Below are 26,529 nucleotides of genomic sequence, written 5' to 3'. Positions count from 1 at the left end.
GTCCATTTCTTGCGAGAGGGGGAATTAGGTGATGGCGCAAGCACAAAGCGGATTTTTCTTCGGCAGCTGGGCTTTGATCCTCTTCCTGATCCTGATCCTGCTCTTCTTCGGAGACAACTAAGCTGTGACACCGCCACCCGGCTCTTCGGGTTTCGTTGGAGCTCCCCTCTTCTAAGTGAAGGGGGGGAAGTTGGTTCGCCTTCCGAATGCCTTTCTCCGGTTAGACCAACTAGATTCAGCGGAAGATGGAGAACGGGTTGGTTCGGGATTGGGCGTGAAACTTGTCAGGAGGGATGTCAATGGAATCTAAGGGATTTGGCTTTGGAGGGGGCTTTGTGAGAAGCTGGGCTTTGATACTCTTCCTGATTCTGATCCTGCTCTTTTTCGGAGACAACTAACAGCTCGGCTATCAAGCGGGAGGCCACCCCGCCGGTCCGGCAGGGTGGCCTTTCCTGATCAATGTATGGAAGGAGGAGGAGAGATGGCCGCTATCGCGGTTGATGAAAACGCCTTGCAGGTGATCAACAGTTTTCGACCTTATCTGGGACCCCGCGGGAAGAGTCTGGTCGATGTGCTTAAAAGGCTGCTGGATTTTCTCTCCGGTGAAGGGGTGCAGGAGTGTCTGAAGACCGTGAGCAATAGTCTGGCGCTTCCGAGCGGGGGGCTGTTCGGGCCCGAAAATCGGGAGAGGAAAGCCAACCCCTTTACTCTCTTTCTTATTCTGATTCTGCTTCTTCTTTCGGATTTTTCAGGTCACCCGGGTGGGGAACGAAATTAGCGCTTTTGGGAGGAGGGAGTAAAAGTGCCGGATTCTGAGGCTTACGGGCTGACGCAGAATTTTTTGCGGTCTCTCTTCAAAAAGCTGACCGGGCAGCTGGAGGGGAAGGTTGTTGCGGGCAGCAGCAGCGACGGGTCCGTGAAGGTGGTTTTGAGCGGGAAGTTGCGGGTTGTGGAGGTGCGCATCGAGCCTGCGGCCGCAGCGGATAAAGGGCGGCTGGAAAAACTGGTCGAGGAGGCCGTTGACGATGCCCTGGCCGGGGTCATGGAGCTCATCGAATCCGAAGCGGGCAGGCTGTTGGGGAGACCGCCGCAGGCCGGCGGCTGAGGCGGTTGCTGCGGTAAGTGAATCCGCCTCCGGCCGGCAGCGCAGTTAGAAGGCCAATAGGGGCTTGAGGCCGGCGGAGTTCGGGAAAACCGGTTGCCAGGTAGCGGGGCCGGTGATACTCCAATTGCTGGTTGTTTTTGCCGGCGGGGAGGTTTTTTTCTAGGGGGAGGACGCCCGGTGGCAAAGGCTCTGCCGTCCGAGTTGCGGGTGGGGCATTTTCCGGTCACCTGCTGTTCTTCCCGGAATAGAATAAAGTAGAAGATCGATTGGGGGTGATTTCTTGTCTCAGGAAAAGGGTTTTCCGGCGGAACGGGAGGAAAGCCTTTTCTCTTTAATGGCTAGGGCGCTGGATTGCCTTGACGGTAGTAAGGTGGAGCTGCCAGGCATGGTGGCCGTTCTTTCCCTTTTTTCCCTGATGAACATCTTGAGCCTCGTCCAGGCGCAGCAGGTTTTCCCCGGTCTCAGGGGAGCGGGGACGGGGGGAGATCTGGTCGGGATGCTCTCGGCGCTGCTGGCCGGGGGGGGCGGCCCGGGGCCGGAGGCGCTGCTCAACCTGCTCCAGAAGTCGGGAAAGAAGCTGAATCCACAGCTTATCACCGCACTTTTATCCCTTGCCGGGGAGGTGGCTAAAAAAGAGGGGGTTCAGACGGAAACCGCCAGAAGTAAAGAGGAGCCGGAGCCGGGGAAGCGGACGGTAAAGGGGGGATTCTAGGCTTTGGGAGGAGGCTTGCCTGTTGCCGGAGTGAGCGGCAGGCTGCTATGAGGTTGTAAAGGAGGTTGAAGATGGGCAGGGCCAGGGATGTGGAGAGGCTCCGGCTTTTGGAACGCATTTACGGATGCGGCTATGATCACGGCTATGATGACGGCTATCAGGATGGCTTTGCCAGGGCATATCAAACCGGTTACGCCGAAGGGATGGGAGAGGGATGGAAGCGGGGAAGGAGTGAGGGGTATCTGGCCGGTGTAGAAGCGGGCTACCGGGCGGGGAAAAAGGAAGTCGATGAGCTCTTCGATCAGGGGTGGGAGCAGGGATACCGTAAGGGGGTTGAAGACGGGCTGGCCGTCTGCCGGGCGGGAGAGGAGCTGTGCAGTAACCCCGGCTGCGGACACCTGCGGCTGGAAGCGCATCTCTACTGCCTTCAGAAGCCGGTACCGAAAAAACCAGAATCAGACAGCATGTCCTGATTATTTGAAAGATTGCCCTCCGGTGTGTTCCGGGTTAGCTTTTTGCTCCTGACGGAGGGCAGGGCGCGCTGAACAGCTTCGTCCTGCCGGCAGGTGGGGCAGTATAATTATGTTAACATTCCCGAAAAAGGAGTTGCTGGTAGATGTTCAAGAAGAGACGTCTTGTTATCAGTTTGCTGCTCGTCTGTACCCTGCTGGCCTCCCTGCCGGTAGCCGCTTCTGCGGCGACGCGCTATGTCTACTATCAGGGTAGTCTCAGCGACCAGGTTCTGGTTAGTATTTTGCAGCGCCTTTTTCCCGGGGACGACTTTAAGATCATCCGCTCCCATCCCCAGCCCCAACCGCAGCCGCAACCCCAACCTCAGCCTCAGCCCCAGCCCCAGCCCCAGCCGGACGAAGGCGCCCTGAGCCAGGACGAAAGGGCAATGCTGGATCTGGTCAACCAGGAACGCCTGAAGGCCGGTCTTAAGCCCCTTGCGGTCGATTACCGGTTGGTGCGCCTGGCGCGCCTGAAAAGCCAGGATATGGTGGATAAGGGATGCTTCGGGCACTACTCCTCTACTTACGGTTCCCCCTTTGACATGATGAAAGGGGCCGGAGTGCAGTACCGCTACGCGGGTGAGAACCTGGCCGGTGCTCCTACCGTCGCCAGGGCTCACAGCGCCCTGATGAACTCCCCGGGGCACCGTGCCAACATTTTGAACCCCGATTTTACCCACGTCGGCATCGGAGTCGTCTCCGGTGGGCCCTATGGTAAGATGTTTACCCAGATGTTCGTCGGGTATTAGCCGTCAAGCATTCGGGGGCTTTGGTGTCGAATAGCGATTAAGACGGAAGCAATGGATAGTCTTAAATGCCGCCGAGATTCCCTACGGCGGCATTATTGGTTGAAAACACATCCCCTTCTCTTCTGACATATTATATTACTGAAATTCAGGCTTGGAAGAGGAGGGATCAAGATGTACGGCTGCGAGACATTAAAGGTCGAACGCGTCGTGGGGGAGAAGACGAAGCAGGCTGTTGTGCAGGACGTTTTTCGCTTGCCGGAGCCGAAGCCGTGTATAGAGAAGGTCATCTCCATTGACAGGACGGTCAAGGTTACCAAAATAGAGGTCATCGAAGACAAGGTGATCGTCGAGGGCCACCTCAACCTCCAGATCGTTTATGTGGCCGACCTCCCCGGACAGCCGGTTCACCACACCCATGCCCGGTTGGAGTTCACGCAGTTCGTCGAAATACCCGGTGCCGAGCCGGGGATGACGGCGCGGGCAAAGGTGACGGTTGAGGATGTCCAGGGGAAGGTCAAGGCAGATGCTCCGAACAGGGTAGAGATCACTGCCGTTCTCAAGGTCTTCGTCAAGGTGACCGAAACCGCAGAGATCACCGTATTGGTTGAGCCCCCTCCGGGGGTGAAAGCGGATGTGGAAAGGCTCCGGGTGGAGGAGGTGGTCGCCGAGGGCACCGCCCAGGCGATGGTCTCCGGAAGGTTTAATGTGCCGCCGGAGAAGCCCCCTGCCCAGAAGGTGCTGGACGTCGACGCCAGCGTCACCATTACCGATAAAAGGGTCATCCAGGACAAGGTTATAGTGGAGGGGGATGTAGCGCTCCAGATCATTTACGTGGCGGATCTGGCGACGCAGCCCGTTCACCACATGCACCAAACGCTTCATTTTACCCAATTCATCGAGGTCTTCGGTGCAGAACCGGGGATGAATGTCACCGTTGACGAAACCATCACCCATGTCGGTTTTGATGTGGTCGACCCGAATACGGTAAAGGTGGAAGTTGTCATGGATAAGGTGGCCAAGGTCACCGTGCCCAGGGAGCTGGATGTCGTTGTCGATATTGTCGACAGGGATGTTCCGAGGGAGGTGCTCCGGGTTGACCATGTCGTCGGGGAGGACCATGTCCAGGTTGCCGTTAAGGAAGATGTGGATGTTCCGCTGGAAAAACCCGGCTGCACCAAGGTTCTGGACGTCAAGATCCATAAGGTAGAGGTGCTGCCGGAGGACATCGTGATCATCAAGGACAAGGTGATCGTCAGCGGGAGGATCGAGGCGCAGGTCCTCTACGTCAGCGATTTGCCCGATCAGTCGGTGCACCACATGGAGGCGGTGGTCAAATTCCGCAACTTTATTCCCATCCCGGGAGCCATGCCCGAAATGAATGTTTCCGTGCAGAGCACTGTGGAGCATGCCGCAGGGCGCTGCGCCGACTACGGGAGGAGGGTTGCCCTGGAAATCGTTCTCAACCTGACGGCGCGGGTCGTGGAGCCTTTGCAGATCTATGTTGTGCTTTGTGAGGAAATCCCGCCTTGCCCCTCACCGGGTCCTCCGCCGTGCCCTTTTAAACACGTGGTGCAGCCCGGGGATACCATCTGGAAGCTCTCCAAGAGGTATCATGTCAGTGTTGATTCGATTCTGGCCGCCAATCCCGGTATCGATCCCTATAATCTCCGGATCGGTTCGACCCTGGTTATTCCCTGCGATCCTTAAAGCCGGGGAATGCGGGGGCTGTAGAGTTGCGAAGAAGAGAATCGAGCGAGAGGGAGTTTTGCCCGGTAGCAACCGGGCGTTTTTATTGCCCGGTTTAAGGTCTTGGATAATGGAAATAATAGGCGCAGGAGACTGTTCGGGAGAGAGGGATTGACGGTGAAGAGGTTTGTTATCCGGTGGGGAATGGTTTTGGTGCTGAGCACAGCCTTCTTGCTGGCTCTGGCTTCGGTGCCGCGGGCGCCGGAAGGGGAAAGCGATCGCTTTCCAGGCGGCGTGATCCGGTTTCATGTCATCGCGGCCAGCGACAGTCCGCAGGACCAGGAATTAAAGCTTAAGGTGCGGGACGCCGTTTTAAACTATCTGCAGCCGGAGCTCGAAAGAGCGCGGGACGACTCTGCAGCTTTACTGGCAATTCAGGTGAGATTGCCTGAGATTCAGAAGGTGGCTGCGGAAACCCTGCGGGCGGAGGGGTGCGGCGACCGGGTCGAGGTCTTGTTCGGGGTTCACGATTATCCGGCACGTTCCTACGGGCCGCTGACCTTTCCGGCAGGCAGCTACCGTTCGCTGAGGATCGTGCTGGGGGATGGCGAGGGGAGGAACTGGTGGTGCTGTCTCTTTCCCCCTCTCTGCTACGTTGACCTGACGAGCTCGGCCAGGAGCCTGGCGGAGGAGAGGAACTGGCGCGACCGCCGGGAAGAGATGGAGGTGCTGAAGGAGAGGGCAGCCACCTCTCCCCGCTTAGCAACGAAGATCGGGGAATGGCTGGATGATTCCCGCCCGCCTCTTCTTTCCTGGCTCTGGAAGAGGCGCACCTGATAGCCTGCCCTGAAAATGCGTTTCGGTTTATCCTTGCGCTTGCTCCCGGATCTTTCGGTTTAACTCGCCCTAAGACTTGTCGATAGATAAGCAGCCGACCGGCTCCTATGCGCCTTCCCTGCCGCAGAGTCGCCTATCTCGACATCCTGTCTCGATTCGGCTGCCGTTTGCTGCTCCTTCGTCAAGGGCGAGTAACAACCTCCGTCAGGTCGCTGCGCCGACAAGGATAAACCCTTTTTTCGTTCCTCTGTTGGTGCCGCCGATGGTGGCATGGTGGTCTATTTCAGAAAACCGGCGAGCCAAAGGAGGGCATAGCCGCAGAGGACCCCGAGCCAGCAGAAGAGGGGGTTTTGATCCTGGGCGGCGGGGAGGAGCTCATCCTTGATCAGGTAGGTCATTCCCCCGGCGGCCAGGGCCAGGATCAGAGAGAGGTGCCTCGGGGAAAGCTGAATCAAAAAGAGGCCGAGCAGGGTCCCTAAAGGGGTAAAAAGGCTGACGATGATGTTGATTAAGAGGATCTGGCGGCGTTTCAGGCCGCCCATCCGCAAGGGAGCGGCGGTGGCTATCCCTTCGGGAATGTTGTGCAGGGCGATGGAGAGCGCTAGCAGGGGGCCCAGCGCTCCCCCGGCCGCATAGGCCCCGGCAATGGCGATCCCTTCAGGGAGATCGTGAAGGGCGATCCCTGCTGCCATCAGGTAACCGAGCCGCCGGTAGGCGGTTCTTCTGTTTAAGGGGGCTGTCAGCGGCCGGGAGGCGAGGGCGCGGTCGAGCAGCCAGAGGAGCCCGATCCCGCTCAGGGTCCCCATCCCCACCTCCAGGGGGGAGCCAGCCCTGAGGGCGGCAGGGAGGAGATCCAGAAGCACCACCGCCAGCATTACCCCGGCGGCGCCGCCCAGCAGTGCCGCTAGGGCGCGGCGCCCGGGGGTTCCCGCTGCTAACGCGATGAGGCAACCGAAGGCTGTGGCCATTCCGGCCAGCAGGCTGGGGAGAATGGTAAACATGGAGCCACCTGCCTTTCGGCTGTAATATATTGCAGTTGCATGCAGCTTATGCCTGCCCGATTTTGGATGATGGAGGGGTACCGCCGTGTCCGGTGATGTTCAGGGGACGCTCGTAGTCATCGGGGGTGCGGAGGACAAGGAGGGCGACTGCCTGATCCTGAGAAGGTTTGTAGAGCTGGCAGGGGGGGATAAGGCCCGGCTGGTCGTGGTGACGGCGGCTGCAGCCGAACCCCAAAGAACAGGGGAGATGTACCGGTCTCTCTTCCGGAGCCTGGGGGTTGCGGAGGTGGCCGTGCTCGATGTGGGCAGCCGCCGGGACGCAGGGGACCCCGCCGTGACCGGGAAGATTAAACAGGCCACCGGAATTTTTTTCACTGGGGGTGATCAGCTGCGCATCACTAGCATTCTCGGTGGGACGCGGATGGACGAAGCCCTGCGCCGGGCCCACCGCTCGGGTGCCGTGATCGCCGGGACGAGCGCCGGTGCCTCCGCCATGAGTGAAACGATGATCGTGGAAGGGGAAGAGACCGAGCCTCCCCGCAAGAACAGCGTTCAGATGGCACCCGGTATGGGGCTCCTAAGGGAGGTCGTCGTAGACCAGCACTTTGCCCAGCGGGGGAGGCTGGGCCGGCTGCTGGCCGCCGTCGCCCAGCACCCCTACATGCTGGGGGTGGGGATAGACGAGGATACCGCCATTGTGGTCGGCCCCGATAGCACCTTCGAGGTGATCGGGTCGCATGCGGTGACGGTTGTCGACGGGAGGAAGATCGAAGAGAGCAACGTATCCGAAACCGGCTCCAAAGAGCCGCTGGCCCTGACCAATGTAATCCTGCACATCCTGCCCTCCGGATACCGCTTTGAAACGAAGAAGAGGGTTCCGCTGAAAGCTCCGGTGCATAATCGGGATGACCATTAGAAAAAATAGGAAAGGGTGTTATGCCGAAGGGAATTGTTCCTTACGAGGAGGTTACAGCAACGGTGAAGATTCTGGCAACCCGGGCCATCGAGGGCCGGAACGTCTGGATCCACGCCCCGGTCTTGCAGGCCCGGCTTTCTTTAAGCCCCCATGAGCAGGCGGCAACGGACGAGTTGGCGGGTTTTACGGAACGGCTTCTCGACCTGCTGCCTGGGCTGAGGGACCACACCTGCGGGCGCGGCTACCCGGGAGGGTTTGTGGAACGCCTGCAGGAAGGGACTTATCTCGGCCATGTGGTGGAGCATGTTGCCCTGGAGCTCCAGGCCCTGGCGGGCTTTCCCGTGACCTATGGGAAGACGCTGCGCGGCCCAGAGCCCGGCACCTGGGATCTGGTATTGGAGTACGGCACCAGGGAGCTGGGGGTGGCCGCCCTGGAGGCTGCGGTTTCTCTGGTGACGGCGGTTCTTGCGGGGCGCCACTTTCCCCTTCCAGAGACGATGCGGGAGCTGGAGAGCCTGGGGGAGCGGACGCGCCCCGGGCCCAGCACCGAGAGCATCCTGCGCGCTTGCCGGGAGCGGGAAATCCCCGTCATCAGCCTGAACGGGGGCCTGCTCTTCCAGCTGGGCTACGGCCGCTGCCAGCGGAGAATTCAGGGGACGATCACCTCCTTCACCTCCGCTCTGGCAGTAGACCTGGCCTGTGACAAGGAGTCGGCCAGGCGCCTGCTGGAGGATGCAGGCCTGCCCGTTCCGGCGGCGCTGACGGCAGCCTCATTGACAGAGGCCGTCGCCGCAGCCCGCCGGCTCGGTTACCCCGTTGTCGTCAAGCCGCGGCGGGGGAACCAGGGGAAGGGGGTCTGCATCGAATTGAACTGCGACCGGGAAACGGAGGCCGCTTTTCGCATCGCCAGAAATTACGATGAAGAGGTGCTGGTGGAGAAGTACATTCCGGGGAGGCACTACCGGCTGCTGGTGATCGGGGGGAAGGTGGTGGCCGCCGCCGAGCGTTTTCCCGCTGCGGTGATCGGAGACGGGGAGCACACCATCAGGGAGCTGGTGGAACTCGTCAACAGGGATCCCCGGCGCGGGGAGGGGCACGGCAGGCCCCTGACCAGGCTGGAGATCGACCCGGTTGCTGTGCTGGAGCTGGCCAGGCAGGGGTACACCTCTGAGAGCCGGCCAGAACCGGGAAGGACGGTTTTTCTGCGCCGGAACGCCAATTTGAGCACCGGGGGGAGCGCAGCCGATGTGACCGACTGCGTGCACCCCGACAACGCTCTCCTGGCGGTCAGGGCGGCAGAGGTGCTGGGGCTCGATGTCGCCGGCGTGGACCTGGTGGCGCCGGACATCTCCAGGTCTATGCGTGATGGTGAAGGGGGGATCATCGAAGTGAATGCCGCCCCGGGTTTCCGGATGCATCTCTCTCCGAACCGGGGAAAACCGCGGGACGTGGGGAGAGCGCTCGTCGATTACCTCTTTCCACCGGGATCTGAGGTGAGCATTCCGGTCATCGCCGTCACCGGCACCAACGGGAAGACAACAACGACCAGGATCCTCGGCCACCTCTTCCGGCAGCAGGGTCTGACGGTGGGAATGACCACCACGGGCGGGGTCTATGTCAACGACCGCTGCCTTTTGGATGGGGACACGACCGGACCCGATAGTGCCCGTCTGATCCTGCAGAACCCCCAGATCGCCGTTGCCGTTCTGGAGACCGCCCGGGGGGGGATCTTGCGCGGCGGGCTGGGGTACGATCGGGCTGACGTGGCCGTGGTCACCAATATAGGCCCCGACCACCTGGGGCAGGATGGGATTGAGACCCTGGAAGACCTCTTCTGGGTCAAATCCCTGGTTGTGGAGGCGGTGAAAGGAGATGGCCATGTCATTCTCAACGCCGACGATCCTTTCAGCCCCCGCTTTGCCCGGCGCGCCCGGGGGGAGGTGGTTTACTTCAGCCTCCACGAGGACAACATTCTGGTACGGCGGCATCTGAGCACAGGCGGCTGTGCCGTCTTTGTAAGGGAGGGCTCGGTCTACCTGGGGAGGGGTGAGAAGGCGATTCGCCTGTTGAGGCTGCAGTCCATCCGCGCCGGAATGGGGGGGCGCGCCCTGCATAACCTGGAAAACGCCCTGGCCGCCGCTGCTGCCGCCTGGGTTGCCGGGGTCCCCCCGGCTGTGATCAGAAAGGGGTTGCGCACCTTTGGCTCCGACCACAGCCACAACCCGGGGAGATTGATGATCCACCGGGTGGGAAGAGTGACGGTGATAGTGGACTACGGCCACAATGCTCCCGCCTTCCGGCGGATCTCCGAGTTTGTCCGGACGCTTAAGCCGCGCCGGCTGATTGGGGTCGTGGGGGTTCCGGGCGACCGCCGCGATGACCAGATCATCGATGCCGGGGAGGTGGCGGGGAAGGGTTTTGATGAGCTTTACATCAGAGAGGACCGCGACCTCCGGGGCCGTCAGCCCGGAGAAACTTCCGGGCTGCTTTACAAGGGGGCGCGCCGGGCGGGGCTCCTCCCGGAGGTGCTGCACGTCATACCGGATGCTACCGACGCCCTGCGGGAGGCCCTGCGCAGGGCGGAACCCGGTGATGTGGTGGTGGTTTTCTACGAGGAACTGGAGCCGGTGTTAAAGACCCTGCGTTCCGCCAAAGGGCAAGAAGGGCGGCCGGAAGCTCCGCCCCAGAAGGCGGCGTCCCAGAGTTAGGGTTAAGTTAGGCCATTCCGGCCCCAGGTGGTGCAGAAGAGGCCCTCTTTATTGAAAATGAGATCGCGAGTGCGGAGGGAAGCAGGAATTTCGCCTCCTGCATGTAATTTTATATTTCTATGGAGAAGAGAACGGGTGCGGGGGCTCTCCGGGTCCCCGCCTATGCTAAGATCAATTTGACGCTGGATGTCGGTGCCCTACGGCCCGATGGGTACCATCAGGTGACCTCGGTGATGCAGACGATCGACCTGGCCGATACCCTGCTCATCTCCGTTGCCCCTGCGGGCATCGAGGTTTCCTGTGATGCCCCGGATGTCCCTGCGGGGGAGGAGAACCTGGCCCATCGGGCTCTGGCCACGCTGGCTCCGCTCATCCCCGGGGGGATCCGGGTGGACATCCGGAAGAGAATCCCCCGGGCTGCGGGCCTGGGCGGGGGGAGCAGTGATGCCGCCGCGGCCTTGAAAGGGGCCAATTCCCTCTACGGCCTCGGTCTCGGCGAGCGGGAGCTGCTGGCCGCTGCTGCCGGGGTGGGTTCTGATGTGCCCTTTTTCATTGTGGGTGGGACCGCTCTGGCGGAGGGGCGGGGGGAGCTGGTGAAAAGGCTTCCTACCCTCCCCGTTTTTTGGCTGGTGGTGGTGAAACCCGGCTTCGGAGTGAAGACCGGGGATATCTACCGGCTCTACAGGGAGAGCGCGAAGGTAGGCCGCACCTCCCTGCTGCTGCGGGCCTTGGAGGCGGGAGACCGGGACGGCATCATTGCCGCACTGGGCAACGACCTGGAGAGTGTAACCTGCGCTCTGCACCCGGAGGTGGCTGCTCTCAAAGAGCGCCTTCTGGAGCGGGGGGCTCTAAAAGCGGTGATGGCAGGAAGCGGCCCTGCCGTCTATGGCATTTTCCCCGGAGAGGCAGAAGCCCGCCTGGCTGCGGGGGAGCTGAAAAGGGAGATGCCGGGAGCCGATGTTTTTTTAACCAGAACTTGTCGGTGCGTAGATGCAGTGGGAAAACAGGAGGGGTGAAGAAAGAGGAGTGGAAAGGAGATTGCTGCCTGTCAAACTGGATTCGTACAAACCCCTGCGGGAGGTGGTTTTTGACACCCTGCGGGAGGCCATTATCAACGGCGTGCTGCGTCCCGGGGAGCGCTTGATGGAGCTCCAGCTGGCCGAGGAGCTGGGGGTGAGCCGCACCCCGATCCGGGAGGCGATTCGCAAGCTCGAACTAGAGGGGTTTGTGGTCATGGTTCCCAGGAAGGGAGCCTATGTGGCCGGGATTTCGTTGAAAAACATAGCCGATGTTTTTGAGGTGCGGGCCGCTCTGGAAGCCCTGGCGGCCGGACTGGCGGCGGAGAGGATCACCGATGAGGAGCTCGAGGGGCTGGAGCGGATTATTGTTCGCAAAAAGAAGAGCATCGAAGAGGGGGACGTGGCCGGCTTCGTCCAATGCGATATGGAGTTTCACGACGCCTTTTACAAGGCCAGCAGGAATGAGCGGCTCGTCCAGATCCTGGGCAATCTCCAGGATGAGATTCACCGCTTTCGTTCCGTTTCTCTGGCCTATCCCGGCAGGATGCAGGATGCTTTAGAGGAGCACCGGAAGATCGTCGAGGCCGTAGCCGAGCGGGATGTCGCCAGGGCGCAGAAGCTGGCCTGGGAGCATATCGAAAACGCCGAGAACAGCCTCCTGGAAGCCGTACGCGGGAAAGCAGCGGCTGCCGGTGAGGAAGGGGAAGGGTTGGGAAAATGATCGACAGCGTTGCCGCCGTGGTTCTGGCCGGAGGCGGGATGTTGGCCGGAGAGGATGAGCAAGGATGGGGTAGGGAGAGCAAGGCCCTGCTCCCTCTCAACGGCCGGCCGATGGTCGATTATGTCGTCGCCGCCCTTAAGGGGTGCCCGGAGATCGCCAGGATCGTCCTGGTCGGCCCACCAGACCTCACTTCCATTTACGGGGGGGAAGGGGAAATGCTCTTCGCTGATTCCGGGTGTTCGCCCCTGGAAAGCTTTACGGCGGGAGTGGAGGCCCTGGGTTGCACCGGGGAGGGGGAGTGGACATGGGTGCTGGCCTGCACCGGTGACATTCCCTTTCTGACGTCTGAGGCCGTCTCCGATTTCCTCGCCAGGTGCCGGGAGCGGGAGGCGGACTTTTATTACCCCATCATCAGGCAGGAGGCGGCGGAGCGGCGCTTTCCCGGCGTCAAGCGCACTTATGCCCGCCTCCGGGATGGCACTTTTACGGGCGGCAACCTGTTTCTGGTGCACAAGGGGATTATTGACAGGTGCCTGGATTGGGCGGAGGAGTTTGTACGCCTGCGCAAAAAACCGGCCGCCCTGGCGCGCCTGGTGGGGATCGGCTTGCTCTGGAGGTACCTTACGGGGCAGTTGACCGTGAGTGAGGCTGAGCAGCGGATTTCCAGGTTGGTCGGAGCCAGGGGGGCGGCCGTGATCACCCCCTATCCGGAAATCGGGGTAGATGTGGATAAGCCCTCAGACTGGAAGCTGGCAGAAAGGGAGTTTGCCCGTAGCGGTCAATAAGTAATCTCGGGAGAAGGATTCTCTGAATAATTGGAGAATATCAAAAATATCAGAATTCAGAGGAAATAGCGCAATAAGGGGGTACCATGCGTGCAGGTGACAGAGGTGCGGATCCGCAAGGTCGGTCAGGACGGCAGCAAGATGAAGGCCGTTTGCTCGGTGACTTTTGATAACGTTTTTGTGGTTCACGATATCAAGGTTGTGGAGGGGGAAAGGGGGCTCTTTGTGGCCATGCCGAGCCGGAGAACGCCTGCCGGTGAATTCCGGGATATAGCCCATCCCATCACCTCCGATGCCAGGCAAACCATTCAAGAGGCCATCTTGAAGGCTTATCAGGAGATGGAATGACCGCCTCTTGAGATAAGGAACAGGCTTTGAAGTTCGCTTCTTTTATTTTTGGGGTTGGAGCGGGGAATCCGTATCCCCTTTTTTCTTGTTTGCGAAGTGAAGCAGAAAACACCCTCGTTGATGGGAAAAAAGCGCTGTGTGGTGATACCTTATGCAGGGAGTTGGGGCGATCGTTCTGGCAGCGGGAGAGGGAAAAAGGATGCTCTCGGAGGTTCCCAAGGTGTTGCATCAGGCTGCCGGCAGGCCGCTTTTGCGCCACGTCCTCGATGCGGCCGAGGGGGCGGGGATAGAGGAGATAGTCGTGGTGGTCGGCCGGGGAGCGGAGATGGTGCGCTCTGTATTGGGTGACGGCTACACCTATGCCCTGCAGGAGCAGCCCCGGGGAACGGGGGATGCTGTTTTGCAGGGGCTGCCCCACATTTCCGCCTCCTGTCAGGATGTTGTGGTTCTCTGCGGGGATACCCCGCTGCTGAGGCCGGAGACCCTCGTCCGGCTGATTGCGGCGCGGCGGGAGGCCGGTGCCGCAGCAGCCCTCCTGACGAGTGTTTTCGAGAACCCGTACGGCTACGGCCGCATCTTGAGGGGTGACTCCGGCCTGGTAGAGGCCATTATTGAAGAGAGCGATGCCACGCCGGAGCAGAAGGGGATCAAAGAGGTCAACACCGGCACCTATGTGTTTAGCAGGGAGGCTTTAGAGGAAAGTGTCTCCCGCCTGCAGCCCGACAACAATCAGGGGGAATACTACCTCACCGATTGCATCCGGATCCTCCGGTCGCAGGGGAGGAGGGTCGTCGCCCTGACTGCACCGGCCGAAGAAACGGCAGGGATCAACACCAGGGAGCAGCTGTCTTTGGCCGAAGCCATCTTGAGAAAGAGAGAGTGCCTCCGCCTGATGGAGGCGGGTGTAACCATCCGCGACCCGGAGACGACCTATGTCGATAAAGGGGTAGAGGTGGGAAGGGACACGGTTATTTACCCCTTCACCTTTCTGGAGAGCGGCACTAAGATCGGCAGGGGCTGTGCGATAGGCCCCGGGGTGCGGATTTGCGGCGCCACTCTGGGGGACAGGGTGGCGGTGCAGTTTTCCGTAATTGTGGAGAGCGACATCGGTGACGGCTGCCAGATCGGGCCCTTTGCTTACATCCGGCCGGGTAGTGTGCTCGCCGGAAATGTCAAGGTAGGGGATTTTGTCGAATTGAAGAAGGCGCAGGTGGGGCAGGGGAGCAAAATACCTCACCTCAGTTACATCGGTGATGCCGTGCTGGGCGCCGGAGTCAATATCGGTGCGGGGACGATTACCTGTAATTACGATGGCGTCCGGAAGCACCGGACGCTGATTGAGGACGGGGCGTTTATCGGCAGCAACACTAACCTGGTTGCTCCTGTGGCCGTCGGCAAGAACGCGGTGGTCGGTGCCGGTTCGACCATTACCAGAGATGTTCCTGCCGACGCCCTGGCTGTGGAGCGTGCCAGGCAGTCGGTTATTCCCGGCTGGAGCAAAAAAAAGAAGAAGGGGAACGAGGAGAATGAAAGCGAGTAGTGTGAAAGAAGGGATCGGCATGATGCTGTACACCAAAAAGCTCAAGGTCTTCACAGGTGATGCCAACCCTGACCTGGCCAGAGAGATAGCCGATTATCTGGGGATCGGTTTGGGTGACGCCCGGGTTTCCTATTTCAGCGACGGGGAGATCTGCGTTTCCATCAATGAGAGTGTCAGGGGTGCGGATGTCTTTGTGATCCAGCCTACCTGTCCGCCGGCCAACCAGAATGTGATGGAGCTTCTGATCATGATCGATGCCCTGCGCCGCGCTTCAGCGCAGCGGATCTGTGCCGTTCTTCCTTACTACGGTTATGCCAGGCAGGACCGCAAGTTAAAGGCGCGCGACCCCATTACCGCCAAGCTCCTGGCCAATCTGATCACCGCGGCGGGTGCCACCAGGGTGCTGACCATGGACCTGCACGCCGGACAGATCCAGGGCTTTTTCGATATACCGGTAGACCATCTGCTGGGGGTACCCATCCTGGCCGAATACTTCCGCTCTTTAGAGCTTGCCGATCCCATCGTGGTCTCTCCTGATGTGGGAGGGGTGAGCAGAGCGCGTGATATGGCCAGCCGCCTCGAGACCACCATTGCCATTATCGACAAGCGCAGGCCGCAGCCCAACGTCGCCGAGGTTCTGCACCTGGTCGGTGATGTCAAAGGGAGGACGGCAATCCTGATCGATGACATCATCGATACCGGGGGGACGATCGTCCAGGCGGCGGAAGCCCTGCTGGAGCACGGCGCCAAAGAGGTCTATGTTTGCTGTACGCATCCCGTGCTGTCCGGGCCGGCCCGGGTGCGCCTGGAGAATTCCCCGATCAAAGAGGTTGTGGTGACCAACACCATACCCGTACCTCCCGAGAAGCGCTTCCCAAGGTTGAAGGTGCTCACCGTAGCTCCGCTTTTCGGAGAGGCGATCATCAGGATTCACGAAGACCTGTCTGTCAGCAAGCTTTTTGAGTAGCTCTCCCGGCGGATGGCACCATGGGGGGTGGTAGTCGGCATTGAGGGTTCTTCGTAGAACTGGCGGGGGATTCGCAAGGCGAACTTCTGCTCTTCCAACCGCCGGCTGCTACTCCAATGACCGGACGGGTGAGTTCCAGCGGAGTCCGGGAGCAGGTGCAGGGGATGAACAGAGGCTTACCGGGTCTCGTCTTCCAGCTCGGCTTCTTATATGGGCTGGTCTTTCGGGGGTGCATCCCGGGGCACTTCCTCCTCCTGCGGCTTCTCCCGCGGCCCGGTTTCTCCAAACTTTTCTCCCTGGAGCCGGGATTGCAGCTGCCGCGCCTTTTGCAGAAAACGGTTTGTTGTGCCCTTGAGGCTTTTGACGCCTTCTGCCAGCGCGCCCTCGCCTTGCTTTAAGGATTCCTCTGCCCCCTGCCGCACCACCAGGACGTCTTTGCCGATGGTGCGCACCTCTTCTGCCGGAAGCAGGGCCTTTCCCTTCCAGATGCTTTCCGGGCTCTTCCCGCTTATTTCGTAGCTCGTGATTTTTCCCGTGGACGGGTCGACGAAAAAATCGACGACATAGCCGAGGGCGGTACCACCTTCGGTGATCACCCGGGAGCCTTTCAGCTGGACGTTTTCTTTGACCAGGTTGAGGATTTGGGGGAGGCTGGTGAGTTTTTCGGCGCTGCTGGCCTTTTGGACGGTAAGGGCGTTGTTCCCCACGCTGACAACGCGGGGGTAAGGGATCACTTTCTGTTCGGCAAAAATTCCGCCGCGCTGGACGAGGAGCGCTGCAATTTCACCGGCCTGCGGGTTAACTACGAGGCCCCGGATGCGGCCGATCTCTTTGCCCTCCTCCAGGCTGACCACCGGGAGGGAGAGGAACTGGCGGCTCTTGCGCAATTTGCTTCGCCTCCTTGTGCTTTTTTAACGGTTGAGGCTCTTTATCTGTTAAAATATATTGGGCCGTTTTCGAGGGTATTCCTGACTGCGGCATTCCGAAACATTCTTTCATCCGCTTTCCGGAAGGGAAGATGCACCCTTTCCCCTCCGATGAAGGCTCTTCAGCCGCTGCCGTTGGACCTGAAAGGAGGGAGGGATTTTGGTATAATGTGTTGTGAGCGTTACCCGTTTGCCGTTCAGAGCTTGCCTGTACCTGATTGCCCTCGGGCAGCGGCCGCTGCAGGTAGCCTGGAGGCGCCCGGCGGATGGCGGGAACGGCAACGGCTTTTGGGGCAGGTCGTCCTTGATCTTGACCTGTAACAAAAGCTAAACTTAGAAAGGGTTTGAAGAGGGGAATAACTGCGTAAAACTATAGGATAAGGAGTGTCGGCAATGGAAACCATCAGCTTGCAGGCTCAATTGCGAGAGCGCGGCACCAAAGGTAGCGTCCGCGCACTGCGCAATCAGGGGATGCTGCCTGCCGTTCTCTACGGAAAAGAGGTGGGGAATGTCCTTTTAAGCGTTCCCACTAAGTCGCTGGAGCAGGTCATAACCAACCACAGCATCGGCAGCACCTTGATCAACCTGGATGTTGCCGACGGGGAAAAAGGCGGCTCTTACCTGGTGATGTGCCGGGAGATCCAGCGTGACCCCGTGCGGCGTGAGCTCCTGCACGCGGATTTCTACCAGGTTGACCTGACCGAGGAGATCGAAACGGAGATCCCTGTGGTTCTCGTCGGGGAGGCCCCCGGTGTCAAACAGGGCGGTATTCTGCAAAACATGCTGAGAACGGTCATCGTTTCCTCTCTGCCTACGCAGATCCCGGAGAGACTGGAAGCCGATATCAGCAAGCTGGAAATCGGCGACCAGCTGACCGTAGGCGACCTGGAGCCGCCGGCAGGTGTGAGGATCGTTTCCAGCCGGGAATCGGTAATCGCCCTGGTGATTCCTCCGGCGATCGAAGAAGAAGAGGGAGAAGAAGCAGCAGAGGAAGCAGAAGGTGTGGAGGCTGGCACTGCTCCGGAGCAGGGAGAGGAGTAAATGTTTGCCTGGTTGCGGGATGTGCTGCGGCCTGCGCCTGCGGACCCTCCTGCCAAGATCGTCTGTGGACTGGGCAACCCCGGCCACAGTTATATGAACACGCGCCATAATGCCGGCTACCGGGTCGTGGCCAGGCTGGCCGCTCAGGCCGGGGGAAAGTGGGTGCAGCACAGACGCCTGGCCAATCTCTGCCGGGTGGAGATCGATGGGGTCCGGGCGCTGCTCGTTCAGCCGTTGACCTTTATGAACCTGAGCGGGCGGGCCGTCAAGCCGCTGCTGCGCCGCTGGCACCTCTCTCCGGAGGCGCTGCTGGTAATCCACGATGACCTCGACCTTCCTCCCGGCAGCATCAGGCTGCGACCCGGTGGGAGTTCCGGTGGGCATAAAGGGGTTCAGTCCATTATCGATCACCTCAACAGCACCGCTTTTTGCCGGCTGCGCATCGGGATCGGGAGGCCGCAGGACGGTTCCGTAGTGGACTACGTGCTGATGCCCTTTACCCGAAAAGAAAGACAGGACATGGAGGCCGTTTGGGATTATGCCTGTGATGCGGCGCGCTGCTGGATAGCTGAGGGTATCGAAGCCGCCATGAACCGCTTCAACAGGCGGGCTCCTTAAGGCGCGCGGTGACGGCAGCCTGCAGGGCATCTGGAGGGCGATTTTTTCGACGGCGGATGCATGAATTCCCCTTTTCTGGTTAAACTAAGGATGCGGCGCTTCGAAGAGCGCTGAAGGGAGTTTAACCGGATAGAGGGGAGGTGACTCAATGGCAGAGGAAGAAAGGGGTGCCGGCGGCGGTATTTCCCAAACTGTAGGCCAGGGCTGGTTGGCTCACATTGTGAGGTTCATTGTCGCTGCCATCGTCCTGATGGTCGTGAGCTACATCACGCCCGGTTTCACCAGGCTGTCTTTTTGGCATGCCCTTCTAGCCGCCGTTTTGATCGCGGCCATCGGTTTCGGCCTGGAGGCCATCTTTGGGCGCAATATATCCCCTTACGCCCGGGGTGGTGTGGGGTTCGTCGTCTCGGCGGTGATCTTTTACCTGCTCCAGTTCATCATTCCGGGTCTCCGGGTGACGGTCTTGGGAGCATTGATTGCGGCGGCTATCGTAGGTATTATCGATATGTTTGTGCCAACGGGAGTACGCTGAAGCCGTACTGTTCCACAAGGCAAACGGCCTCGCCTGTTTTCCAGGCGGGGTTTCTTTTTGTCGGTGCTTGTTTTGAGCAATCCCGGCCGGCCCGGCCGTGGGTATGGCCTTGGGGATTTACGAGCGGTATAATTTCCTGCCTTGCGGTGATATAATGTGGCAGGAGGACTAACGAGGGGGGTTTCTCCAAACCACCCCATTTTGGCATGGTCCGATAAAGGTTGCCTTGCTCCGCTGCCAGCCCGGGGGATAACCAGCATTTTATCTATCGCTGGGTGACCACCAAAAGATCCGGTAGCGGGCTTAGGGGTAGGAACGCATTTCAGTATGCGATCTATTTTCATGACAGACCCTCACGCCGCCTCCGGCGGCACCAACAGAGTATAAAAATACCCGACGGGTCTGCCGGCGAGCGACCTATGGAAGGCCGGGTAACAGGACAGGCGAAGCGAGGATGACAGGTCGGGATGCGAGTACAGACACCTTATGAGTTTCGACGGAATGGATTTGCTGCGTGGCCAAACGCTGCGATTGGCAGAAGCAGTTCGCAACTTGTTACGCAGCATCCCAGAGCTGTCCCGAAGCGAGCCGTCGTCCTGTCCGGCCTGGAATCGGGAGTCGAGCGGCAGACCGGCAGGGTATGCGATCTATTTTCATGACAGGGGGTGGAGAGGGTGCGCGATCTGCTGGAAAAGATGGGCGCATACGGGCGTATCCTTGCCGCCGTTCAAAAAAGGGAGCTGCCCCTGAAGATCTCGGGGCTTGCGGGTTCCTTAAGGGCTCTCTTTGCCGCCGCCCTCTTTACCGACGGGGGCTTTTCCGGCGCTCTCCTGGTAATTGTACCGGGAATGGATCGGGTAACCCCCTGGATAACCGATCTCGAGCAGCTGCTGCCGGATCGCCAGGTGCTGGCTTTCGATCCTGCCGAGTCCCTTCCCTTCGAGGTGGTTGCCGCCAGCCGGGAGCCGGCGGAGGGGCGCCTGCGCGTCCTGGCTTCCCTTTTGGCGCGAGAGGAAAGGCCGCCGGTCGTCATCGCCCCTGCCGAAGCCCTCCTGCCGAAACTGATTCCGCCTGATGAATGGGAAGCGGCCGCAATTGACCTGAGGATGCACCAGGAGGTCGATTACGAGGCCCTTCCCCGCCGTCTCGTCGAGGCCGGCTTTGAACGCCTGGATGTGGTTGAGGCGCCCGGACAGTTTGCGATGCGGGGGGATATCGTCGATATTTACCCCTTCTACGGTAGTCCGGTGAGGCTGGAGTTGTGGGGGGATGAGGTCACCTCAATCAGGGCGCTCGACCCGGTAACCCAGCGCTCCCGGGGGAATATTTCCATGGTGAGGATCTGGCCGGCCCGGGAGTTTATCTACAAGCCAGATCTGGCCGCCTCCGCCGCCGAGCGCATCAGGGAGGCCTGGAAGAACAGAAAGGAGCAGCTCAAAGGGAACAGGAGCGCCTTAAACCGCCTGCAGCAGCGTTTGAACAGGTTCTTGGAGATGGCCGGAGAAGGAACGGGGAGATCCCTTAACCTCCTGCAGCCCTATTTCTATCCGCAGCAGGCCTCCCTTTTGGATTATCTCCCCCCGGAATCGCTGGTCATCATGGACGAGCCGGGGAGGTTCCCGGAGCAGTGCCGGTCGCGTACCGCCCTGCTGGAGTCCGATTACAGACGCCTGCTCGGTGAGGGGCAATCATTTACCTCCTGGCAGGATTATTATTTTGACGATCAGCAGCTTCTTCAAAGGATCGCCGACTTTCCGGTAGTTGCCTTCTCCAGGCTTTCGACCCGCCTCCCCGGGATTCAGGAGCGGTCGGAAGAGACTTTCACCAGCAAGGAAATGCAGCCTTTTCTGGGGCGTCCCGATCTGCTGGTGAAGGAGGTCAAGGGCTGGCTGCAGAGAAGGGTGACGGTTTTGATCCTGACCCGCACCGAGGCCAACAGGCGGCAGCTGGAAAGGGAATTCAAGAATACGGGGCTCCCCTTCCAGGTTGAGGAGAACTGGCCCGAGAGGCTGGCGGAGGGCCGCCTCCAGGTGGGGCAGGGAGTTTTAAGCGCCGGCTTCGAGGTGCCCGGGATGCTTGCCGTTGTCACGGGAGAGGAGCTCTACGGGCGGGCGGCCGTAGCGAAACGGAGGAGGCGGGCGGGGGGTACTCCGGCGAACATCATCAGCGAACTCACCCCCGGGGACTTTGTGGTTCACATCCACCACGGCATCGGCCGCTATCTGGGCATCTGCGAAAAGGAAATGGACGGTAAGAAGAGGGACTACCTGGAGCTGGCCTACGCAGGGGGGGACCGCCTGTATGTGCCGGTGGATCAGGTAGACCTGATCAGCAGGTATGGCGGGCCGGAGGGGGCGGTGCCGCGGCTGTCCCGCCTCGGCGGTACGGACTGGAATCGCCTCAAACAGCGGGTCAAAAAGCGACTCCGGGAGCTGGCGGAGGACCTGATCGCCCTTTATTCCGAGCGCTCCCGGACTCCGGGGTATGCTTTTTCCCCTGACACCGTCTGGCAGCGGGAGTTTGAGGAATTGTTCCCTTACGAGGAGACCCCCGACCAGCTCCAGGCCATCAAGGAAGTGAAGGCAGATATGGAGAAGCCGCGCCCCATGGACCGCCTGATCTGCGGTGATGTGGGGTTCGGGAAGACGGAGGTGGCCATCCGCGCCGCCTTCAAGGCGGTCCAGGACGGGAAGCAGGTCGCCGTCCTGGTGCCTACCACGGTGCTCGCCCAGCAGCACTACCTCACCTTTAAGGAGCGCTTTTCCCGCTATCCCATCCGGGTGGAGATGCTGAGCCGGTTTCGCACCCCGGCGGAGCAGAAGGCGATCGTCGCCGACCTCGGCAAGGGGTTGGTGGATGTCATCATCGGCACCCACCGCCTCCTTTCCGCAGATGTCGTTTTTAAAGACCTGGGGCTTTTGGTGATCGACGAGGAGCAGCGCTTTGGGGTCGCCCACAAAGAGAAAATTAAGATGCTTAAGACCAGTGTGGACGTTCTGACCATGACCGCCACCCCGATCCCCCGCACGCTGCAGATGTCCCTGGGGGGTGTGCGTGACCTCAGCGTGATCGAGACCCCCCCTGAGGATCGCCTGCCGGTCCAGACCTATGTGCTGGAATACAGCCCCGATCTGGTGCGGGACGCCATTCTCCGGGAGATCCAGCGGGGCGGCCAGGTCTTTTACGTCCACAACCGGGTGGAGACCATCGCCCGCGTCGCTCATTATCTGCAGGAGCTGGTGCCCGAGGCCACCTTCCGCGTTGCCCACGGCCAGATGAGGGAGGACGAACTGGAGGAGGTTATGTGGGAGTTTTTGAACCGCCGCTTTGACTGCCTGATCTGCACCACCATTATCGAAAGCGGGCTCGACTTCCCCAATGCCAACACCCTCATTGTGGAGAATGCCGATTCCTTCGGCCTCGCCCAGCTCTATCAGCTGCGCGGCCGCGTCGGCCGTTCGAACCGGCTTGCTTATGCCTATTTTACCTTCAGGGGGGATAAGGTGCTGAGCGAGCAGGCGGAGAAGCGCCTGCGGGCCATCCAGGAGTTCACCGAGTTCGGGTCGGGGTTTAAGCTCGCCCTGCGTGATCTGGAGATCCGGGGGGCGGGGAACATCCTGGGCCCCGAGCAGCACGGCCATATGGCAGCGGTGGGTTTTGACCTTTACAACCGGCTGCTGCAGGAGGCGGTGCAGGAAGTCAAAGGAAAGCCGGTGCCGGAGCGCAAGGCGGCACCCCCCCTCTTCGATCTCAGAGTGGACTCCTACCTTCCGGACTCCTATATCGGCGACCCCAGGCAGAAGGTGGAGATCTACCGGCGCCTTGCCCTGGCCGAAGACACGGCCGGCGTTGAGGAGCTGGCAGAGGAGGTGCGCGACCGCTTCGGGGAGATGCCGGAGCCGGCGGTCAACCTTTTCGACCTGGCGCGCGTCAGGGCGCGCGCCAGAGAGCTTGGGATGAGGGAGGTTCAGCACGCCGGGTACACGCTGTTCTTGCGCTTTGAGGGGGAAACCGCCCCCAGGGGTGAGGAGCTTCGCCGCTGGAGCGGGGGTTTCGGGCAGCGGGTCAGCTTCTCCACCGTGGCCGGGCTGGAGATCCGGGTGGACACCAGAGGGCTGGCTCCTCAGGATCTCGTCAGGATGCTGAAGAAGGTAATGCTCCCCGGCAGGTGAGGGGAGGTTTATCCTGGAACAGGGGCTGCTTGACGGATCCGGGCGGCGCTCCTGTTTCCGGTGGCCGGATATTCCCGTCGGCCGCCGGCAGGATAATCGTTGTCTATGGAGAAGCTTTAAAGGATTGATTCCTTGAGGCCGGAAGGAGGAGGAAGGGTTGAATTTAGCGGCGAATCCTGGAAGGAAGCGGTTTCCCTACCTGCCGCAGCTGCTGCTGTTCGTCCTGCTGGTGGCGGCGGGCCTGACCTGGATGTGGTGGGTGTGCCGCGGCGACTGGGTGGTTCAGGTCAACGGCACGAAGATCTCCAAGGCGCAGCTGGATGCAGAGTTCGAGCGGATGAGGGATTTTTTCCGAGATTTTTACGGGATTGACTTCTCGGGTGAGGAAGGTGAAAAGCTGATGGGGCAGCTGCGCCGGGAAACCCTCGGCAACCTGATAGACCGCCTCTTGCTGAGGCAGGCGGCGGAGCGCTCCGGTATCCGGGCTGAAGCCTCCGAAGTGGATGCCCAGCTTGCCGAAGACCGGTTGCAGGCCGGGGGCCCTGAGGCCTTTGAGGAGCTTTTGAGGGATAGCGGCCTGACCGTAGCTGAATATCGCCGCCGGGTGGCAGAGGGGATCGCCATTCAGAAGCTACAGCGCGCCGTCATAGGGAGTGTTACCGTAGAGGAAGAGGAGATCCGGCAGGCTTATCAGGAGCAGAAGGACCTCTTGCTTCTCCCGGAGCGCGTCAATGTAGGGCATATCCTCCTCAAGACCAGAGAGGAGGCCCTGGAGGTCATCCGTTCCCTGGAGGAAGGTGGAGACTTCCAGGAGCTGGCCGTTGAGAGGTCAACAGACCCCTCGGTCGCCGAAAACAGGGGTGTTTTGGGGTATATCCGCAGGGATGACCCGGGGATCGCCGAGGCCTTTCTGCAGGAGGCCTTCCGCCTTCAGCCGGGTGAGTTCAGCAGGGAGCCGGTGAAGACGGAATTCGGTTACCATGTTCTCTACTGTTTTGAAAGAATTCCCGCCGGCCCGGCCAGATACGAGGAGGTGCGGGAGACCCTGGAGCAGGAGCTGCTCGGCAGCAAGAAAAACCGGGCCTTTATGAGCTACCTGGAGGGCCTGCGGAAGAACTGCCGCCTCCTGTATAACCCGAAATTTCCCGCGTATTACGGCATTTTTGAGGACTAATCCCAGTTTTGCGCAGTATAGGATGAAATTATTAGGATCGGCATGGAAAAAAATGAATAAATCCCTCCGGATGATTATATACTATTCCTGAAGATGCTTATCTTTGAAAATGAAGGGGGGATAGGACATGAAGGCAACGGGTATCGTTCGCCGCATCGATGATCTAGGTCGCGTCGTAATTCCGAAAGAGATCCGCCGGACCCTGCGGATTCGGGAGGGTGATCCCCTCGAAATCTTTGTAGACCGGGAAGGTGAGGTCATACTAAAGAAATATTCGCCGATCAATGAGCTGGGCGATTTTGCGAAGGAATACGCCGATTCCTTGCATGAGGCTATTGGCCACATTGCCTGTATCGCCGACAGGGATAACATCATTGCCGTGGCAGGGGCTCCCAAGAAGGAATTCCTCAACAAGCCGATCGGCCCTGCGGTGGAGAGGGTAATGGAGGAACGCAAGCCCGTTCTGATCACAAAGGCAGGGGAGCATCCTATTTGCAAGGGTTGCCTTACCGAAGAGGATGAGGAGTGCAAGTTCTCCAGCGAAGTGATTGCACCCATCATTGCCGAGGGTGACCCTATCGGAGCTGTGATCATCTGTTCTAAAGAACCCAACGTCCGGATGGGGGAACTGGAAATGAAGCTGGCGGAGACGGCGGCCGGTTTTTTGGCCAAGCAAATGGAGCAGTGATTGATAGGATTTTTAAAACAAATGCTCGGGGAAGAAAGGTGGCTCTTTACTGCCGCCTTTAATTTTTAGCCGCTTCGGTATATCTCCGTCTCCTGTTTCGTAAGCATGTAGTTAAAAAGGACAAACAGGAGGCGGGCTTTTGAAGACCGATTCTTTTTTGCGCGGCGCATTTGTCCTGACGGCGGCGGCGATTTTCGTTAAGCTGCTGGGGGCCTGTTACCGGATACCCTTCACCAGGATGGTGGGGAGCGAAGGGATCGGCCTCTATCAGATGGCCTATCCCCTTTATACCACCCTCCTCGCCCTCTCCAGCGCCGGAATCCCGGTTGCCGTTTCCTTCCTGGTGGCGGAGAGGGGGGCGGTCGGGGACCGGCGGGGAGCGCGGCGGATTCTCTGGGTGTCTCTTCTTTTTTTGTTTTCGACGGGGCTTTTGCTGGCGCTCTTTCTTTTTCTGGGTGCGCCGTATCTGGCCCGGGAGGTGCTGGGCGACCCCCGGGCCTGCTATTCCCTGGCTGCCGTTGCTCCGGCGGTTCTGGTGATCTCTGTGGTTTCCGCCTTCCGCGGTTACTTCCAGGGGTGGGGGGTAATGTGGCCGACGGCGCTTTCCGAGGTGCTGGAGCAGGTGATCAGAGTGGCAACGGTGCTCCTTGCCGCTTCCGCCCTGATCTCCCGCGGTGTGGAGTTTGCCGCTGCGGGGGCGGCTTTCGGCGCCGTTACAGGGGGGTGTGCCGGGCTCCTCGTTCTGGTCCTGATCTTCGGTCGTTTTGAGAGATCGCGGCCGCTTCTGAACGGCCGGGGCAGGAGCGGCTTTTTGTTGGGAGACGGCCTTAAGCTACTCAAGCGCCTGCTGATTTACGCCTTTCCGATTTCCGCTGCCTCCGCGGTCTTTCCCCTGATGCAGGCTATCGATACCGTGATCATACCCAACCGCCTGCAGGCGGCGGGCTTCAGCGTTCAGGAGGCGACCTCCCTTTTCGGGCAGCTGGCGGGGATGGCCGGGACCATCGTCTATCTGCCTGCCGTTTTCACCGTTTCCGTTGCCATGTCCCTGGTTCCCCACCTGGCGGCGGCCGTTTCTCGCGGCGGCCTACTGGATGTCAGGCGGAGGATCGGCGCCGCCCTGCGCATCACCGTGATCTTCTGCCTTCCTGCGGCGGCCGGGCTCTGCGTCCTGGCCACACCCATCATGGAGCTGCTTTTTGACGAACCGGGGGCTGGTCCGGTAACCGCCTGGCTGGCACCGGCCGCCCTTTTCGCCGGGCTCCAGCAGACCACGGCGGGTGCCCTGCAGGGGATCGGGAACACCTGGCTTCCCGTCGTCAACCTCCTGGCCGGTTGCCTGGTGAAGATCGCCTGCAACTACTATCTCACGGTCATCCCGGGATTCGGAATCAAGGGGGCGGCTCTGGGGAGTTCGCTGGGCTTTTTCCTGGTTTTCCTCCTCAACTTCTGGTTTCTCTCTCTTTTTACCGGCTACCGGTTACAGCCGAACTGTTTGCTTCGCCCGCTGCTGGCTGCTACAATAATGGTGGCTGCACTGCCCGGTATTTACAATCTTTTCTATCACTTAGGCAACGCGGCGGCAACGGGGGCGGCGGTTCTTGGCGGTGCGGCGCTTTACTTTGCGGTTCTCTTCCTCACCGGGGAGATCCGGGTCTACGAAGTAAGGCGGATCTTGAAGAGGTGAGGAGCGAGTTTCACCGATCCTGGCCGGGACGGGGGTGCGATCCTTGAACCGTCCGGCGGAAAAAGCACCGATCGAAGTGAGGTAG

24 protein-coding genes are annotated in these 26,529 nt (G+C 60.2%); 22 read left to right on the top strand and 2 right to left on the bottom strand.

Going from position 1 to position 26,529, the window contains the following annotated elements; translation table 11 throughout:
• The first annotated feature begins 481 nt into the window (after positions 1 to 481).
• The 7 genes from TPH_RS14115 to spoIIR all read left to right on the top strand — a co-directional run bounded on the left by TPH_RS14115 (position 482) and on the right by spoIIR (position 5,601).
• On the top strand, positions 482 to 778 hold the full coding sequence (locus TPH_RS14115) for a hypothetical protein (RefSeq protein ID WP_015051872.1): 297 nt from the start codon (positions 482 to 484) through the stop codon (positions 776 to 778).
• A gap of 24 nt (positions 779 to 802) precedes the next feature.
• On the top strand, positions 803 to 1,105 hold the full coding sequence (locus TPH_RS14110) for a YbaB/EbfC family nucleoid-associated protein (RefSeq protein ID WP_015051871.1): 303 nt from the start codon (positions 803 to 805) through the stop codon (positions 1,103 to 1,105).
• Between the two features lie 280 nt (positions 1,106 to 1,385).
• Positions 1,386 to 1,817, top strand: a complete 432-nt coding sequence (locus tag TPH_RS14105) for a hypothetical protein (protein WP_015051870.1) — start codon at positions 1,386 to 1,388, stop codon at positions 1,815 to 1,817.
• A 71-nt stretch (positions 1,818 to 1,888) separates the two neighbouring features.
• On the top strand, positions 1,889 to 2,290 hold the full coding sequence (locus tag TPH_RS14100) for a FliH/SctL family protein (protein WP_015051869.1): 402 nt from the start codon (positions 1,889 to 1,891) through the stop codon (positions 2,288 to 2,290).
• A gap of 143 nt (positions 2,291 to 2,433) precedes the next feature.
• Positions 2,434 to 3,078: a CAP domain-containing protein gene (locus TPH_RS14095; protein WP_015051868.1), complete on the top strand. Its 645-nt coding sequence runs from the start codon at positions 2,434 to 2,436 to the stop codon at positions 3,076 to 3,078.
• 171 nt (positions 3,079 to 3,249) lie between these two features.
• Positions 3,250 to 4,785: a DUF3794 and LysM peptidoglycan-binding domain-containing protein gene (locus tag TPH_RS14090; protein WP_015051867.1), complete on the top strand. Its 1,536-nt coding sequence runs from the start codon at positions 3,250 to 3,252 to the stop codon at positions 4,783 to 4,785.
• A gap of 156 nt (positions 4,786 to 4,941) precedes the next feature.
• A complete protein-coding gene (gene spoIIR / locus TPH_RS14085; protein WP_015051866.1) occupies positions 4,942 to 5,601 on the top strand; it encodes a stage II sporulation protein R in 660 nt (219 codons plus the stop codon).
• 278 nt (positions 5,602 to 5,879) lie between these two features.
• Here spoIIR and TPH_RS14080 read toward each other — a convergent pair whose 3' ends face one another.
• Complete coding sequence (locus tag TPH_RS14080) at positions 5,880 to 6,602, bottom strand: ZIP family metal transporter (RefSeq protein ID WP_015051865.1); 723 nt, start codon at positions 6,600 to 6,602, stop codon at positions 5,880 to 5,882.
• Between the two features lie 85 nt (positions 6,603 to 6,687).
• Between TPH_RS14080 and TPH_RS14075 the strand changes: the two genes are divergently transcribed.
• The 8 genes from TPH_RS14075 to TPH_RS14040 all read left to right on the top strand — a co-directional run bounded on the left by TPH_RS14075 (position 6,688) and on the right by TPH_RS14040 (position 15,606).
• Complete coding sequence (locus TPH_RS14075) at positions 6,688 to 7,518, top strand: cyanophycinase (RefSeq protein WP_015051864.1); 831 nt, start codon at positions 6,688 to 6,690, stop codon at positions 7,516 to 7,518.
• A 20-nt stretch (positions 7,519 to 7,538) separates the two neighbouring features.
• Complete coding sequence (gene cphA, locus TPH_RS14070) at positions 7,539 to 10,226, top strand: cyanophycin synthetase (protein WP_015051863.1); 2,688 nt, start codon at positions 7,539 to 7,541, stop codon at positions 10,224 to 10,226.
• Between the two features lie 119 nt (positions 10,227 to 10,345).
• On the top strand, positions 10,346 to 11,242 hold the full coding sequence (gene ispE, locus TPH_RS14065; RefSeq protein ID WP_015051862.1) for a 4-(cytidine 5'-diphospho)-2-C-methyl-D-erythritol kinase: 897 nt from the start codon (positions 10,346 to 10,348) through the stop codon (positions 11,240 to 11,242).
• Between the two features lie 10 nt (positions 11,243 to 11,252).
• Positions 11,253 to 11,966 (top strand): GntR family transcriptional regulator, encoded by a 714-nt coding sequence (locus TPH_RS14060; RefSeq protein WP_236608799.1) that lies wholly within the window; start codon positions 11,253 to 11,255, stop codon positions 11,964 to 11,966.
• Positions 11,963 to 12,751 (top strand): molybdenum cofactor guanylyltransferase, encoded by a 789-nt coding sequence (gene mobA / locus TPH_RS14055; RefSeq protein WP_015051860.1) that lies wholly within the window; start codon positions 11,963 to 11,965, stop codon positions 12,749 to 12,751. Before TPH_RS14060 ends, mobA begins: the two co-directional genes overlap by 4 nt.
• 90 nt (positions 12,752 to 12,841) lie before the next feature.
• Entirely contained in the window at positions 12,842 to 13,099 is a 258-nt protein-coding gene (gene spoVG, locus TPH_RS14050; protein ID WP_015051859.1) for a septation regulator SpoVG, read from the top strand.
• A 151-nt stretch (positions 13,100 to 13,250) separates the two neighbouring features.
• Positions 13,251 to 14,639: a bifunctional UDP-N-acetylglucosamine diphosphorylase/glucosamine-1-phosphate N-acetyltransferase GlmU gene (glmU, locus tag TPH_RS14045; protein WP_028991250.1), complete on the top strand. Its 1,389-nt coding sequence runs from the start codon at positions 13,251 to 13,253 to the stop codon at positions 14,637 to 14,639.
• Positions 14,640 to 14,658: 19 nt separating this feature from the next.
• Positions 14,659 to 15,606, top strand: coding sequence for a ribose-phosphate diphosphokinase (locus tag TPH_RS14040; protein WP_028991251.1), 948 nt, complete (start codon positions 14,659 to 14,661; stop codon positions 15,604 to 15,606).
• 206 nt (positions 15,607 to 15,812) lie between these two features.
• Here the strand turns inward: TPH_RS14040 and TPH_RS14035 are convergent, their stop codons facing one another.
• Positions 15,813 to 16,493, bottom strand: a complete 681-nt coding sequence (locus TPH_RS14035) for a PRC-barrel domain-containing protein (RefSeq protein WP_015051856.1) — start codon at positions 16,491 to 16,493, stop codon at positions 15,813 to 15,815.
• 432 nt (positions 16,494 to 16,925) lie between these two features.
• On the opposite strand from TPH_RS14035, the gene TPH_RS14030 reads away from it, so the two are divergent.
• The 7 genes from TPH_RS14030 (at position 16,926) to TPH_RS14000 (ending at position 26,444) form a co-directional block, all read left to right on the top strand.
• On the top strand, positions 16,926 to 17,573 hold the full coding sequence (locus TPH_RS14030) for a 50S ribosomal protein L25/general stress protein Ctc (protein WP_015051855.1): 648 nt from the start codon (positions 16,926 to 16,928) through the stop codon (positions 17,571 to 17,573).
• A complete protein-coding gene (gene pth, locus TPH_RS14025) occupies positions 17,574 to 18,191 on the top strand; it encodes an aminoacyl-tRNA hydrolase (RefSeq protein ID WP_015051854.1) in 618 nt (205 codons plus the stop codon).
• 148 nt (positions 18,192 to 18,339) lie between these two features.
• Entirely contained in the window at positions 18,340 to 18,723 is a 384-nt protein-coding gene (locus tag TPH_RS14020; protein ID WP_015051853.1) for a phage holin family protein, read from the top strand.
• Between the two features lie 674 nt (positions 18,724 to 19,397).
• The gene (gene mfd / locus TPH_RS14015; protein WP_015051851.1) at positions 19,398 to 22,895 is read left to right on the top strand and encodes a transcription-repair coupling factor; all 3,498 of its coding nucleotides are present in this window, start codon (positions 19,398 to 19,400) and stop codon (positions 22,893 to 22,895) included.
• 157 nt (positions 22,896 to 23,052) lie between these two features.
• Positions 23,053 to 24,069, top strand: coding sequence for a SurA N-terminal domain-containing protein (locus tag TPH_RS14010; protein WP_015051850.1), 1,017 nt, complete (start codon positions 23,053 to 23,055; stop codon positions 24,067 to 24,069).
• 127 nt (positions 24,070 to 24,196) lie between these two features.
• Complete coding sequence (gene spoVT / locus TPH_RS14005; protein ID WP_015051849.1) at positions 24,197 to 24,757, top strand: stage V sporulation protein T; 561 nt, start codon at positions 24,197 to 24,199, stop codon at positions 24,755 to 24,757.
• 139 nt (positions 24,758 to 24,896) lie between these two features.
• Positions 24,897 to 26,444, top strand: a complete 1,548-nt coding sequence (locus TPH_RS14000; protein ID WP_015051848.1) for a putative polysaccharide biosynthesis protein — start codon at positions 24,897 to 24,899, stop codon at positions 26,442 to 26,444.
• The last annotated feature ends 85 nt before the right edge of the window (positions 26,445 to 26,529 follow it).

It is taken from the genome of Thermacetogenium phaeum DSM 12270 (genome assembly GCF_000305935.1).
Classification (GTDB): Bacteria; Bacillota; DSM-12270; order Thermacetogeniales; family Thermacetogeniaceae; genus Thermacetogenium; species Thermacetogenium phaeum.
This window is presented reverse-complemented; position numbering and strand designations above follow the sequence as displayed.